Genomic DNA, 14,474 nt, shown 5'->3' with positions numbered 1-14,474 from the left:
TACCTAGTATCGACTGGAATGGTGCGATCAGTCATAGACACACTAACGACAGCAGTACTGCAATTAGGGGGAATAAATGCAACACCCGGCGACGAGGTGATGTGGTTGTGGCTCGGCACAGCCGGTATGTTCCTCGGGATGGTGTACTTCATCGCCCGAGGGTGGAACGTAACCGACCCACATCGGCAGAAGTTCTACATCATCACGACGTTCATCGCCGGCATCGCGTTCACGAACTACCTCGCGATGGCGACGGGATTCGGTGTCATCGACCTGGCACCGTTTATCGAAGGCACAGAGGAGCTGAAAATCTACTGGCCGCGGTACACCGACTGGATTCTGACGACGCCGCTGTTGCTGTATGACCTGGCGTTGCTCGCCGGCGCAGACAGGAACACGATCAGTACGCTGGTCGGACTCGACGTGATGATGATTCTGACCGGTCTGGTCGCTACGCTGACCATTGCACCAGTCGACTCGCTCGGCCTCGCCGTCGAAGGGCACCGAGTCCTCTGGTGGGCAGTCAGTACCGCGTTCTTCCTCGTGCTGGTGTTTTACCTGTTCCGTGGACTTTCGGACAAGGTATCACAGCTATCCGGGGACACCAAAAGCACGTTCAGCACTCTGCGGTGGATGATTGTCGTGCTATGGTTCGCCTACCCCGTCTGGTGGCTCGTCGGCTCCGAAGGACTGGGTCTGCTTGACCTCTACGCAGAGACTGCCGGATTCATGGTACTCGATGTGACCGCGAAGGTCGGATTCGGTATCATCCTGCTGCGCAGTCACAACGTCCTCGACGGTTCAGCCACCGCGACAACTGAACCCGAAGCCGCAGCAGCCGACTAACCGATTCACACTGTCGCGCTGTCGGACACGTCGTTCCGACGGCTCACGGTGTGGCCGATTTCATTTTTCGGGGTCACTGATGCCATAGCCGCGTCTGTCTTCGCGTCGTGTAACCACCGTATCGCGCTTACACCAACGTCTTCGACCACCAGTTACAACAGATGCCCGCTCATCTGGGCGAGTAAGGATGTTATTCGCGCTGCCCGACTCTCGGCTGACGTGGGGAGTACGAGGTGACGCCAGTGTTCGATAATCTGTCCGGGTATCGACTCAAACAGGCGGTCAACGTTTTCCTCGGCGTCGCAGTAATGGGTGGGCTGTTCATGCTGGGGGTGGCCACACTCACAGGAATTGGTTTTGGTATCGCCGTTGTCGGTGGCGGAACGGCGACAGACTGGCAGGTTATCGTCTCCTATCTCGGCCTCTCGGGTGGACTGGTGCTCGGTGGATTCGTCGGGTTGGGACTCCTGAACAGACTGCCCGGGCCGACCGTGGCGTTTGTCTGAGACACGTCGTAGTGTGGTGTCACATGGGCCGATGTACTCGGCCGCAGCCGTTTGCTGCTCGTGGCCCGCTCCCGCTCTGATAAAAACAGCACCAGAGAGCGTCGACGTGGTACATCGTCGGTACTTTGGGGTTTTACCCGGCGTAACCGTTCTGGCGAACAACGCACGTACCGGGTAGTCGTCGAGGTTAGGCCCACTCCGAGAGGAGTACGATACTATTGGATTCTATCCACTCTCCCTGGTTATCTGTAGTCAGTAGTGCTGTATCGCCATTTTCTTGATACTCGACATCGCTCATCCGTACTGTATTTTATCTGTACTAACTACTAAGATATGTACCTACCCTGTTTGGGGTGAAACGATTGCTCTCGCCACACCTGCCATGGCGACGGCGGTGTCGCCACTTCCGGGAGTGCAACGGTCACTGTCTGCTCACGGAACTCTCTCACGCCTGTGGTTGTCGGGGTGTCTCTGGACGTTTCGTTGTTCTGTTGTGGCCGACGACCTCGTCAATCGCGCCGATAGAACACAGTATCGAGCCGAGTGTGAACGTGCGTCTCTGGTCTGACGTGCCGGCGACTGGTTCGGCCGTCGTTATTCGGCCTCCATATGCCGACTGCCGTCGTCATCAGACTGCTCGGAAGCGCCGTTCGTATCGGTGACTGAGAGGTCTGTGCCCGGCTCAAGTACGGTTATGTCCGAGCCAGTATCGGCGGTCTCGCTCGTCTGCTGTTCCGTCCGTTCGCTCGCGTCTGCTCTGTTCACCGAAGTGCTGTCTGCCCCGTTCACGTCTGTTCGGTCGGCGGTGTTGTCTACGTCGGCCGGTTCGGGCGTCGGCCGTGTTCCGTCGCCTTCGACCTCGAAGTCGGCTACGCTGTCGTGGAGTTCTTCGGCGAGCTGTGAGAGCTGCTGTATGTTGGTCGCCGCTGCTGACAGGGACGAGGTCTGTTCCTCGGACGCCGCAGACACGTTCGTCGCTTCGGCTGCGGTCTGCTGGCTTATGCTCGACACCTCGTCGACCATCGAAACGACTTCCTCGGCGGACGCTGCCTGGTCGTCGGTTGCCTCGCTTATCTCCTGGATACCGCGTTCGGCCTCCCGGATTGCCTCTGCAATTTCATCGAACATCTCGACTGCGTCCTCGACAGTGTCTGTGCCTGTCCGGACGCGTTCACTCATCGCTTCGATGTCACCGACTGTTTCGCCGGTCGTCGCCTGTATCTCCTCGATGCGGTTCTCGATTTGTATCGTCGCATCACTGGTCTCCTCGGCGAGCTGTTTGATTTCCTCGGCGACGACGCCGAACCCGTCACCCGCCTCGCCGGCTCTGGCGGCCTCTATCGAGGCGTTCAGCGCGAGCATGTTTGTCTGCTCGGCGATATCGGCAATCATATCTACTACCTCGCTCACTTTCTCCATCTCTCGTTCGAGCGTCCGTACCTGCGTGGATGCCGCTTCGGCCTGTGATTCGATGGCCGCAATTTCGTCCGTCGCCTCAGCAGCGTGAGCTCTGCCCTGTTCACCGCGCTCAACCGCTGTCGTTGCTGTTGCAGAGACCTCCTCCGCAGAGGAGGCTATCTCCTCGACGGTCGCAGACAGCTGGTTCATCTCGTCGGCGACCGTCTCTATGTTCTCGCTTTGGGTGTCGGTCCCGGTCGATATCTCCTGTATCGACTCCGAAACGTCCTCGCTTGCGTTTTCTATCTCCTCGGCACTGGCGGATACCTGCTGGCTCGAAGCCGCCACGTCGTCGGCGATGGCCTGGACGCTACTGACGCTTGCACGCAGCTGGCTGACGCCTTCGGAGAGGTCGTCGAGTACGCGGCCGTACTCGCCGGGATACCCCGTCTCGATATCTTGGTTGAGGCGGCCGCGTTTGAGGTCGTTGCTGGCCGTCGATATCTGTCCGAAGCTGTCGGACAGTCTGTCGGTTCCTCGCTGCATATCGGTAAGCACCTCGCCGTACTGCCCGGGACGGCCCGTGTCGATTGTGCGGTCGAGACGACCCTCTCGTAACGACTGGCTCGCGCCTTCGATTTCGTCGAAACTGCCCGTGAGCTGGTCGGTTCCGTCGTCGAGACGCTGCATTATCTTGCCGTATCGACCGGGGTAGTCGGTGTCGATGTCCTGTTGCAGGGTGCCGGTTTCGAGGTTTCTGCTGACCGTATGCAGGTCGCCGAAGACACCCCGCAGGTTCTGCTGCATCTCGGTGAACGAATCGACCATGCGGCCGATTTCGTCGTCCATCTCGTGGTCGTCCATCTCGGTGTCGAGGTCACCCTCACTGAGCGCTCTGGCAGATGCAGAAAGCTGTTCGAGCGGTGGCGTGATGTGGCGGTTCAACAGAGCGCCGATGCCGATAGCAACGACGAAAGCAACGACGGTGAGCGCCACCAGCTCCATCTGTGTCGTCTGGGTCGCGCTATCGGCGGCCGCTACCTGGGCCGCCATCTCGTCTTGCATCATTTCTTCGAGCGTGTGTGCCTGCTCTTCCATTTCGGTTCGCAGGGTATTCATCTCGGCTAGCTTCTGTGCTGTGAGTTCCTTGTCACCCGCTTCACTGGCCTCGAAGTACTCGCTCCCGAGGTCGTTGTACTCCTCGTGAGTCTCGCGGAGCGTTTCGAACTGTGCCTGCTCGTCGCCGCTGAGACTCATCGCCCGTGCCTGTTCGTCGAAGTGGTCCTCCGCGGCGGCGTAGTCTTCGCTCGCTCCTGGGTGGTCGAGCTGGGCGGCCTGCACTGCGACCTGTTGTTGTTCGATTGCGACGACCATCTCCATCGTGTGGTCGACGTTCTCTCCTTCTTGAGCGATTGCGTGCGCTTCCTTATCCAGCGTGTTCAGGCTCTGGTAACCCAGCGCACCCGTCCCGGCGACTAGCAACGCGACGACCAGAAACGATGCAATCAGCTTCGGCCGGAGATTCAGGCTGTCGATGTTGAGTGTCTGTGCGAGCCGCATACACTAGTACTGCTTCGGAATATCAATCAAATAGAACGATAAACAAAAAAGAGTGGCAGGACTGCCTTGGTTAACTGTCTAACCCCTCCCTTTCATCACTGATATCGGAGGCCGTCCGCATGACGGTTTCGAGTAATTTCCGGTGTGCAGACTGCAGGTGGTTGTAGATGGCGGGACTCGAGATGTCGAAACTTTCGGCGAGGTCCTCGCCCGTGACCTGTCGTGGCGTCTCGTAGTAGCCTCCGTGGTAGGCGGCGTTGAGAATCTCGTACTGCCGGTCGGTCAGAATGGAGGCGACCTGTTGCATTCCGGAAAGCCGGGAGGTATCGATTTGTCGGTGTGCGACCGGTTCTATCTCCCGGTACCGAGACGATAACGAGTCGAGTAACGGACGTTTGGACGTGGTTTTCGGTAAGTGGACCTGAAATCGGGTCTCCGACTCGTCTGACACTGCATGAATAAGCTTGCCTCTGTGCTTTCCGACGACCGAAGCGAGAAACGGCTTCTGTATCGTCAGGGAAATCTGGTCGTTGTCACCGAACAGCTGTGCGTCGAGAATACTGGTCACCGACGAGACGGCGGCACACACCTGTTCGGGGCTTCCGTCGAGTACCGTCCCGATGACACGGATTTCGTCTGTCATGTTCTCCGCGACAGTGTCGAAACGAATCTTGCTCTCTGTGTTGCCGGCGAGTCGCTGCAACGGGTACGTCGGGTCGGATAACTCGAACTCGAGTTCGGTGAATTCCTGTGGTGAGGCGTCAAATCGGTGTTCGAGGAGGCGGCTGTAGTTCACGAGGAGAGACGCGACGTCGGCGAACAGATGCTCGTACATCTGATTGAACGCATCGTTCTCTTGTGAGTGAGCTGTCAGAACGCCATAGAGCACGTCGTCGTAGACGAGCGGAACGCTCACTACCGACTGGAACCCAGCAGAGAGTGCTTCTTTCGCCCAGCACTCCTCGACGACGAGTGACGAGATATTGTTGTGACAGTAGGCGCTCCGGCCGGCCGCTGCACGCTGTGCGGGGACTAATTCGTCCGCCGTTCCGGTCTCGACCGAATCCAGATAGGCGCTCCCGTCACCCGCCCATGCGGTAGGTTTGAGGTTCGTGTCGTCACTCAGCGGTCGACCGACCCAGACAAAATCGACGGGGTCCGTCTCGCACAGTTCCTCACAGACGCCGGCTTCGAGGGCGTCACGGCTCTCGCTCCCGGCAAGACGCCGCTGAATCGATTGAATCGCGGCGATGACGCTTCGCAGTTCGGTGACTCTGGTCTGCTGGGTCGAGAGTTCGTCTACGAGTTCGGTCCGGACGCTGTCGCTCCGGAGTCGTTGGAAGGCCGATTCCGCGTTCGTCGCAACGACTTCGATGAGGTCTGTGTCGACGTCGTCGAACTCGCTGTCTCCCGTCGTAAACGTCACTAACACACCGAAATCACCGATTGGGACGACCAGCATCTGGTTAGTGAGAGTGTCGAGACTGTCGAACTCCGTGAGCGTGTCGCCGTCGAACAGCCGGGAGGTGCCGTGTCGGTACACCTCCCAGATTGGGTTGGTGCCGGGTTCGACAGGACCCACCACACGCCTTCCGTCGACGGCAGAGGACCGTGCAGTCGGCTGCAGGACACCCGCTTGCTCGTCGAATTGCTTGACGCTGACGTACTCGAACTCGAAGCCAGTCTCGACGAACTCGACTAGGAACTCGGCGATTTCCGTCTCCGACGCCGGTGGATAGAACTCGCGTGTCGCCGTGTGGAGTTCGCGCAGAATACGCTCGCGTTTTTCGAGCGCGCGTTCTCGCTCTTTCCGCGCGGTCACGTCTCGCTGGAAGCCGACGTAGTTACCGACGACTCCCGACTCGTCTTCGACCGGCGCAACGTCGAGGTGATTCCAGAATTCTGTTCCGTCGTTCCGGTAGTTCCGGAGTTCGACCGAGACTGCGCTGTCGTCGTCGATACCCTGCCGTATCTCGGCCACAGGACCCGGCTCGGTTGCCTCGCCTTGCAGGAAACGACAGTTGCGACCGGTTGCCTCCTCCCGTGAGTAGCCGGTCAGGTCTACAAACTGCTGGTTTACATAGACGAGAGGGTTGTCGGCCTGTGAGTGGTCCGTGATGGAGATGCCGACTGGTGCCTCTTCGAGCACCCGACTCCGCAGTCGAAGTTCCCGGTCTCGCCGTTTCCGTTCGGTGACATCGCGGCTGTTGATGACGTACCCCTCGACTGCCGGATTGTCGAGTTGCTGGTTACCGCGGGCCTCCATCCAGCGCCACGAGCCGTCGGCATGTCGAATCCGGTACGTGATTGTCCCATCAACAGACGAGTCCGTCTGCCACTTCTCGAACCGGTCGCTGACTGTTTCGCGGTCGTCTGGATGGATGTACTCGACGACCGCGTGACCGACCCTCTCCTCTGGGTCGTATCCCAGGATACGTTCGACGGACGGGCTCTGGTACCGGTAGACTCCCTCGGTGTCGACGACAGAGATGATATCGTTTGACCCTTCGACGAGCGCCCGAAACCGGCGTTCGCGTTCTAGCCGCGCAGTCACATCACGACCGATACCGACGATTCCAGTCGTGTTCCCGTCCCTATCGGTCAGGCGCGTCCCCTTGTATTCGTAGGGGCGACGCTCACCGTCAGCGGTGAGCAGGTCTGCCTCGATAGTGGCGTCACCGTCCAAGAGTACCGTCTCTATGCCGTCGAGAACGGTCTCGTGTTCGTCCTCCGGAAAGAAATCGACGGCGTTTGCGTCTGCGAAATCCGATTCCGTATACGCGAGCGCTTCGTGGGCCTGCTCGTTCCACCGTCTGAGCGTCCCGTCAGTATCTAACACGTAGAAGATATCATCGAGTGCATCGAGTGCCTGCTGGATGAACCGCCGCTCTGTTTCGAGTTCCTGGTCGCGTTGCTTCCGGTCGGTAATATCTTGAAATACGCCGCGAGCGCCAACCATCTCACCGCTCTCGTCGAGCCACGTGTCACCCATCGTCCGCACCCAGCGGACCTCCCCGTCGGCTCTGACGATACGCAACTCTAAGTCGAACTGCTCTCCGTCCGAGAGCAATCGGTCCCACGAGTCCCGTACCGTCTCCCGGTCGTCTGGATGATAGAACGCGATAGCTTCCTCGATTGTCGGTTCGTAGTCGGGTCCAACGCCGTGAATATGATAGAGTTCCTCGGTCCACTGCAGTGTTTCAGAGCCCAGACTGACCTCCCATCCGCCGATATGTGCAATCTCCTGTATATTACTGAGAAATGCTTCCTTCCGCTGGCGCTCCTGCTCTCGGTCTTTTCGGTCCGTGATATCTTGGATGGTCCCGTGAACGCGGACTGCCTCGCCGTCTTCGAACTGTGGCTGCCCACGTGTCCGGACCCAGCGGTGGATTCCGTCGGCGCCGATGAGGCGCAACTCCAGGTCGTATGGTTCGCGGTCTTCGACTGCGCGTTCGAATGCTTCTCTGATGACCGGCCGGTCGTCCGGATGGTAGAACTCGATGCTCTCTGCTGGTGACACGTGCGCGTCGGAGTCTACTCCGTGAATCCGCAACACCTCGTCGGTTCCCCAGCCCTCGTCGGCTTCGATGTCGTACTCCCAGGCTCCTACGTTGGCAACGTCTTGGATATTCTCGAAGAGGTCAAGCCGCCGCCGCTGCTCTGGCTGGAGGTCTCCAGTTGCCGTTCGCCTCTCCGAGGGCTGTGCTAACCACCATATTTGGGTTTCACCGACCGACTTGCTCTCTACCTCTCCGCGCTCGGCGAGTGTCGCCAGAACGTCGGCCACCCGTTCTCTGGGCTCGTCGAGTGTCTCGGCAATCGCTGCTGTCGTCTGTGGCTCGAACGACTCTGCACCGGCTTCGAAAACGGATACCACTACGTCGCCCCGGAGGGGGTCCGTGGACATTCAACGATATTGATTTCGACAGTTATTAAATATTCTGTCGACATATCACATTCCATATTTCTCTGGTGGTTCACCCGTGTCGCGGACTCGAAGCAACATCCCCAGCTGTCACTCATCGATTGGCCGCGATAAAAGTCGGGTGCATTCGAACGCGGTAGAGGCGCTAACGCGCCTCTCTGCCCTTGCCTCGTTTCGCTCGGCAAGACGCCAGCCTGCTCTATCTCCGCCACGAACGGCAGGAAAATGAGTGGGTTGGGGCGGAATTGAACCTCGAAAAGACGTGCTCGCTGCGCTGCGCGCGCCTTTCCTGGGACGAATCCTTCCAACCCATTGCGCGTTTCGCTCCACTACGTTCCGCGAAAGTGCTCATGGGTTGGGGCGGATTCGAACCGCCGGCCTGCTCCGTGTGAAGGAGCCGTCATAACCGGGCTAGACCACCAACCCGTCGTCTGTAGCTTCTCGACGACCGGACTTAAGAATTATCTTCCGGTCACGCTCTAGTATGTCGGACTCTCTTCGGTCACGCCCTCACGCTGGTTGAGGACGCGAGCAAGCGTAAACAACGCATCCGAGAGGCGGTTAAGATAGACGACAGCACTCTGATTGACGCCGTCGTCGGCACCGACGAGCGCGACAGCCCGTCGCTCGGCACGGCGACAGACAGACCGGGCGTGATGGAGGTGTGCGCCGCCGTCTGACCCGCCGGGGAGGATGAAACTCTCCAGTGGGTCGAGTTCCTCGTCGTAGCGGTCTATCATCGATTCGAGTTCCGCGACGTGCTCGTCCGTGACGGCGGGGTCGTCCTCGTCGGGGTCGGGGTTGGCGAAATCCGCCTGGACGATGTGAAGGTGGTTCTGAATTGCGCCGAGGTCCTCGTCGAGGTCATCGTAGCCCGTCGGCCGAACCAGTCCCACGAGTGAGTTCACCTCGTCGGCACTCCCGTAGGCTTCGATGCGTTCGCTCGCCTTCGAGACGCGCTCCATCGTCCGGAGGTCGGTCTGTCCCTCGTCACCGCGGCCGGTGTATATCTTCATACTCCCCTCTCCGGCCGAGACGAACTTAATCCCCTGCCATCGCTCACTCGACGGTGGCCGAGCGGACAGTCAGCCCCTCGCCAAGTGATAACACGAGTGTCGCCTCCCCTGCTGTCAGGTTGAGTCGACAGCGCCAGGGGTCGGTCGCGGTCACAGTCGCGGTGTCGTCGGTCACACACCAGTCGAGTTCCCAGAACGGCACGCCAAGCCGGTCGCTGTCGTACTCGTGGCGGAACCAGGAGACAGCCTCGTGGTCGCGCAGAAATAGCCCAACCGGTGGGTATAGCTGGTTCCCACAGCGTCTGCAAACCCCTGCCACCAAGCCGTCGCTGTCGGACGGTGGGGTCTCGATTTCCATGACGCCGAGACAGGCGGGACAGACACCGCCCAGAGCGCGCGTCATATGTGACCTGACGTAGCGGTCGAACGCATCGAGCACCTCGGGAATCGACCGGGATTGGACCACGCCGGGCGGAATCGGATAGTTGACCTGACGAGTCTCACAGGCCCGACAGGAGATAGTGAGCCACTCCGACTCGTAAGTCGCCACGAGACCATCGGCGTCACAGCGCGGGCAGATCCCGTCGATAGATGTAGGTCCGAACCCGGCACGCTCGTTGTACGTTCCAGCGAGAATCGCTGTCACAACTTTCCACCCGGCATATCGAAGTTCGTACCCGTCGCCGGTATCCCTGACGAACTGGCCAGTCAGCTCGTCGAGATGGTAGCTAAACTGCGAGCTAACGCCGATACTGGTCCGGTCGAATAGCCGTGCAAACGAGACTGGTGTCGCCACATCGTCCTGGGTTGCGCCAAGCAACGCGTGCAGGATGTCGACGCGATGCTCGTGTCCGAGCAGGGCAAACGCCGCCGCAGGCGACAACCCTGCGTCCCCGCTGTCCATGTGCCGGGAAGGGGTGCCGCGCTGATTACTGTTCTGTCTGTCAGCCGGTATGTCGAGACTGTTGCTAAAACGCGCATTAGCGAGCGTATTTGGTGGCGGCAACACTGTTGATTGATACCTCGACCATGCGCACGGAGTCGACTCACAGTTCGGCTATCCTCAAGTACTATCTCTACCGCCTCAGCGACTCGGTCGGGTTCATCTGGCCGGTGTTCACGCTGTTTTTGCTCTGGAACGACCTGAGCTACACACAGATTGGGACGCTGAGTGCCGTCTCGGCGGTGCTCGTCGTTGTCTTCGAGTTGCCGACAGGGTACATCGCCGACCGCATCGGGCGACGGAACACGCTCGCGACAGGGATGGCGGCGATGAGTCTCTCGCTTGCGGGCTTTGTCGTCGCGGACACGTTCCGCGCGTTCGTGGCGCTGTACATCGTCTGGTCACTGTCGATGGCGCTTCACCACGGGACCGACGACGCGTGGCTGTATGCGACTCTTCGGACGACTGCCGACGAGGAGGCATTCACGCGCGTCAAAGGGCGTGGCGGAGCGGTGTCTCAACTCGGCTCGGCGGTGACGATGATTGCCGGTGGCTTCCTCTATGTCGCACATCCAGTCTATCCCTTCGTCGCATCGGCACTACTCAACGCCTGCGGTGTCGTCGTCGTGTTGTCGATGCCCCGAAACTCGCAGTTCGACGGGAAAACAGCGTCGACCACGAGACCGCGACAGTCTCTTCGTATCCTCCGGACGCAGTTCCTCCGGCCACCGCTCCGGTCGTTTGTCTCCTTTGTCGCGCTGTTTTTTGGCGTCGTCGCCGCGGCCGACTCCTACATCCAGCCAATCGTCGTCGACGTATTCGCCGGGCTGTCGGTCGGCGGCCCCGCCTCGATGACGGCGATGCCTGAGGAGGCAACACTCGGATTCGTGTATGCCGGCTTCGCAGTCGTCGCTGCCACGGCCAGCTATCACGCCGACACAGTCGGCGACTGGGTTGGGGAACACGTTGCGCTCGCGTCTGTCCCTACTGTTGTCGCGGGAGTGCTCGTGTTTCCGGCGCTGGTGCCGGCGGCTGCGCTGCCGGTGTTTTTTGTGATGAAAGGCGGCGAGGCACTTGCGAAGCCGCTGGTCGGCCAGTATCTCAACGACAGAGCCGCCGAAACCGAGCGAGCCACCGTCCTGAGCGCGGCCTCAATGAGCTACGCGGTCGTTCGCGCGCCGCTGAAGCCACTTGCCGGCGTCGTTGCTGACGTGTCGACACCAATTACCGCGGTTGCGGCCCTCGGCGTGACGTTCGTCGCAAGCGCCGGTCTGCTGTTCGTGATAACGACGCCAGTCGAGTCGTCTGCGGACACGACATACCAGGTACCGGCCGAGGACTGAGCGCGTCACTCGGTCTCTCGCTCGACACACCAGTCTGACTCTGTGCGCTCGGTGAGCCGGCCGTACAGCGCCTGCAGGCCGGGAGCGCCTGTCTCCGGGAGGACGTGAAATCTAATCGCTCCGTCCCGAACCGAGACGCGGAACACGTCTCCCGTCTCGTCGTCGCGGACGAGATACAGCGGCATCGGCAGCGAGACGAAATCGCCGTACCGGTACGGCCCCGCCTCTAGGACGGTCTCGACGAGCGACGCCAGTTCGTCAGTCGGGTGGTCCTCGTCGGGACAGACGCGAAACAGTGTCCCACCCTCGTATTTGAGACCACCGCTGTAGGGGTATGTTCGGGTCGGATGCACCGGAATTGCAAACGACGGCTCTCCCATTACGTGTCGATAAGGCGGCGTGCCTCTTATATTCGAGCCGCCGGCTGACCAAACCGCTCGGACTGTGTGACCGCGGTATTCCCGTCGCCCCTCCGTGTCGATATGGAAACAAAAGAACTCATTACTTGGCCGTGATGTAACCTATGCAATGGCCTCGTGGAAACGCGACTTTGCGAGTGGACTCATCATTCTCGTCCCTATCGTTGTGACTATCGTCGTTCTCGCGTGGCTGTACGGCTACCTGACACGGATTCCACTCCCTGTCGAACAGCTTGCAGAGACCTACGGGCTGCCTCAGGACCCGCTTCAGGTGGTGCTCACTATCATCCTGTTCGTCTTGCTGGTGTTCTCTGTCGGGTATCTGATGCGAACCGCGGTCGGTACCGTCGCCGAGCGCGCGCTCGACGACCTGATGAACTCGCTGCCTGGGCTTCGAATCATCTACAACGCATCGAAGATGGCCGTCGAGACGGCACTCAGCGGAACGAGCGAGCTACAAGCGCCTGTCAAGGTAGAGGTCTGGGACGGCATGCGAATGACGGCATTCAAGACGGGTAACACGTCTACGGACGGTCGGGAGATTCTCTTTCTTCCGACAGCGCCAAATATCACCACCGGTTTCGTCATCGAAGTCGAACCGAACCACTACGAGGAAATCGACGACACCGTCGAAGACGCGATGACTCGGCTCCTGAGCGCAGGGTTCGGCGACTCGACCGAGACGGCTGTCTCCGATATGTTCGGCGAGGGAGGCACCCAGCCTGGTCAGGTCAGTGTCGACGAACTCGGCGATGGCGCGCCCGCCTCCAGCCACGGCGCGACTGACGGGGCATCATCCGAGACCGGCGACGGTCCCGAACGCCAGAACTGAACGAAGAGCGACGCCGTTATGATACCACGGTACTAACGTTCGAATTCACACGACCGTCGCTGCGTTAACACTTTTGAGATGCATAACGCGTTCGTTATGCTTATACACGAGAACGCCTGAGTAATAGCTATGGCAGAGACACGGCGGGCGCTCGACAGTGCCGAGGTACTGACGCTGAAACACCTCGCGCTGGTCGGCGCGCTCGATGGCGAACGGAAACTCTCGTGTGCGACGCTCGCTGAGCGGCTGGACGCCTCGACACAGACCGCCTCGCGCCGCCTCCAGCGACTCGAAGAGGAGGGATTTATCGTCAGAGATGTCGTCAGCGACGGACAGTGGATTACGATTAGCGACGATGGACGGCGTCGCCTCCGCACCGAATACGAGACCTACCGTCGTATCTTCGAGGCCGACGAGGAACTGTCGCTCTCGGGGACAGTGACCAGTGGCATGGGCGAAGGTCGCCACTACATCACGCTCTCTGGATATATGCGCCAGTTCCGCGAGAAACTGGGCTACGAGCCGTTCCCCGGGACGTTGAACGTCGACCTCACGGAGGAGAGTATCCGTGCCCGGACCCGGCTGGATACGCTCGACCCCGTCGTTATCGACGGCTGGGAGAGCGAAGACCGGACCTACGGCCCGGCCTACTGTTTCCCGGCGACCCTGACAGTCGAGAACGACCCCTACGCCGAGACACACGTCATCACACCCGAACGCACCCATCACGGCGACGACCATCTCGAGCTCATCGCACCGGAAAAACTTCGCGACGTACTCCCAGTCGAGGACGGAACGGAGGTGACTATCCGTGTCACAGAGCAGTAACGCAGGCAGCGAGCAGAGTGCGGTTACAAGTGCTATCGACGCGTTCCGGCGGGGTGACCCGGTCTGTGTCCACGACGCCGCCGACCGCGAGGGCGAGACCGACCTCATTTACCCGGCTGCGGCCGTAACTCCGTCTGCGGTGTCCCGCCTCCGCAACGACGCCGGCGGACTCATCTGTGTAGCCCTCGGACACGACGTTGCAGAGAGATTCGGACTCCCCTTCCTCCAGGACGTGCTCGACCATCCCGTTGCGGATGACCACGACCTGAGTTACGACGAGCGGTCGTCGTTCTCGCTGCCGGTGAACCACCGCGACACCGACACTGGCATCACCGACAACGACCGTGCGCTGACTATCCGGGAACTTGCGGCCGCCGCGACCGCACCCGAGGAAACCGACTTCGAGTCGACGTTCCGGTCACCTGGTCACGTCAACGTCCTCCGGGGTGCGCCGAACCGCCTCGCCGACAGGCGCGGTCACACCGAACTGGGGCTGGCGCTGGCCCAGGCCGCCGAACGCTCGCCTGCGGTCGTCGTCTGTGAGATGCTCGACGACGACACCGGGGAGGCGCTCGCGCCCGCCGACGCGGCGACCTACGCCGAGGCTCACGGCATCCCCTTCGTCGAGGGCCGACAGCTTATCGAGCGGTTCGTGTGACCGTATACTCACGCTCCGCGTGACGCGGATACCCTGACTCGTCCTCGATGTGTCTGTACTATGATTACTTCACAGAGCGTAATGAAGACACGCACGTGTCGGCTGATACCACCGGGTGATACTGTTTCATGATATGGATATACGACTGTCGAATAATAAAATAAACTGTAGGAAACGCCACATCAGTTGTCAAATCTGAT

The 14,474-nt window shown here is 60.2% G+C and carries 11 protein-coding genes and 1 tRNA gene; 6 read left to right on the top strand and 6 right to left on the bottom strand.

The window, feature by feature from the left end:
• Positions 1-18: 18 nt before the first annotated feature.
• Positions 19-846, top strand: coding sequence for a bacteriorhodopsin (locus BLR34_RS06690; protein WP_394327684.1), 828 nt, complete (start codon positions 19-21; stop codon positions 844-846).
• A 242-nt stretch (positions 847-1,088) separates the two neighbouring features.
• The gene (locus BLR34_RS06685) at positions 1,089-1,352 is read left to right on the top strand and encodes a hypothetical protein (RefSeq protein WP_143414135.1); all 264 of its coding nucleotides are present in this window, start codon (positions 1,089-1,091) and stop codon (positions 1,350-1,352) included.
• A 594-nt stretch (positions 1,353-1,946) separates the two neighbouring features.
• On the opposite strand, the gene BLR34_RS06680 is transcribed toward BLR34_RS06685, so the two are convergent.
• The 5 genes from BLR34_RS06680 to BLR34_RS06660 form a co-directional block, all read right to left on the bottom strand.
• The gene (locus BLR34_RS06680) at positions 1,947-4,310 is read right to left on the bottom strand and encodes a methyl-accepting chemotaxis protein (RefSeq protein ID WP_092700997.1); all 2,364 of its coding nucleotides are present in this window, start codon (positions 4,308-4,310) and stop codon (positions 1,947-1,949) included.
• A gap of 70 nt (positions 4,311-4,380) precedes the next feature.
• Positions 4,381-8,217, bottom strand: coding sequence for a PAS domain S-box protein (locus BLR34_RS06675; RefSeq protein ID WP_092700994.1), 3,837 nt, complete (start codon positions 8,215-8,217; stop codon positions 4,381-4,383).
• 369 nt (positions 8,218-8,586) lie between these two features.
• Positions 8,587-8,661: transfer RNA gene (locus BLR34_RS06670), tRNA-Val, on the bottom strand.
• A 53-nt stretch (positions 8,662-8,714) separates the two neighbouring features.
• Positions 8,715-9,251: a cob(I)yrinic acid a,c-diamide adenosyltransferase gene (locus tag BLR34_RS06665; RefSeq protein ID WP_092700990.1), complete on the bottom strand. Its 537-nt coding sequence runs from the start codon at positions 9,249-9,251 to the stop codon at positions 8,715-8,717.
• Between the two features lie 43 nt (positions 9,252-9,294).
• Positions 9,295-10,155, bottom strand: coding sequence for a winged helix-turn-helix domain-containing protein (locus tag BLR34_RS06660; protein WP_092700987.1), 861 nt, complete (start codon positions 10,153-10,155; stop codon positions 9,295-9,297).
• 125 nt (positions 10,156-10,280) lie between these two features.
• On the opposite strand from BLR34_RS06660, the gene BLR34_RS06655 reads away from it, so the two are divergent.
• Positions 10,281-11,537, top strand: a complete 1,257-nt coding sequence (locus tag BLR34_RS06655; protein ID WP_092700984.1) for an MFS transporter — start codon at positions 10,281-10,283, stop codon at positions 11,535-11,537.
• A gap of 5 nt (positions 11,538-11,542) precedes the next feature.
• On the opposite strand, the gene BLR34_RS06650 is transcribed toward BLR34_RS06655, so the two are convergent.
• The gene (locus tag BLR34_RS06650; protein WP_092700981.1) at positions 11,543-11,917 is read right to left on the bottom strand and encodes a hypothetical protein; all 375 of its coding nucleotides are present in this window, start codon (positions 11,915-11,917) and stop codon (positions 11,543-11,545) included.
• Positions 11,918-12,065: 148 nt separating this feature from the next.
• Between BLR34_RS06650 and BLR34_RS06645 the strand changes: the two genes are divergently transcribed.
• From BLR34_RS06645 to ribB, 3 genes are all read left to right on the top strand, one after another.
• The gene (locus BLR34_RS06645; protein WP_092700978.1) at positions 12,066-12,788 is read left to right on the top strand and encodes a DUF502 domain-containing protein; all 723 of its coding nucleotides are present in this window, start codon (positions 12,066-12,068) and stop codon (positions 12,786-12,788) included.
• Positions 12,789-12,917: 129 nt separating this feature from the next.
• Positions 12,918-13,616, top strand: coding sequence for a DUF120 domain-containing protein (locus BLR34_RS06640; RefSeq protein ID WP_092700975.1), 699 nt, complete (start codon positions 12,918-12,920; stop codon positions 13,614-13,616).
• Positions 13,600-14,274, top strand: coding sequence for a 3,4-dihydroxy-2-butanone-4-phosphate synthase (gene ribB / locus BLR34_RS06635; RefSeq protein WP_092700972.1), 675 nt, complete (start codon positions 13,600-13,602; stop codon positions 14,272-14,274). The genes BLR34_RS06640 and ribB overlap by 17 nt, the downstream gene beginning before the upstream one ends.
• Positions 14,275-14,474: the final 200 nt, after the last annotated feature.

The organism is Halovenus aranensis (assembly GCF_900100385.1).
GTDB lineage: Archaea > Halobacteriota > Halobacteria > Halobacteriales > Haloarculaceae > Halovenus > Halovenus aranensis.
Note: the sequence above shows the minus strand (reverse complement) of the source record. Positions and strands in the feature narration are given on the sequence as shown.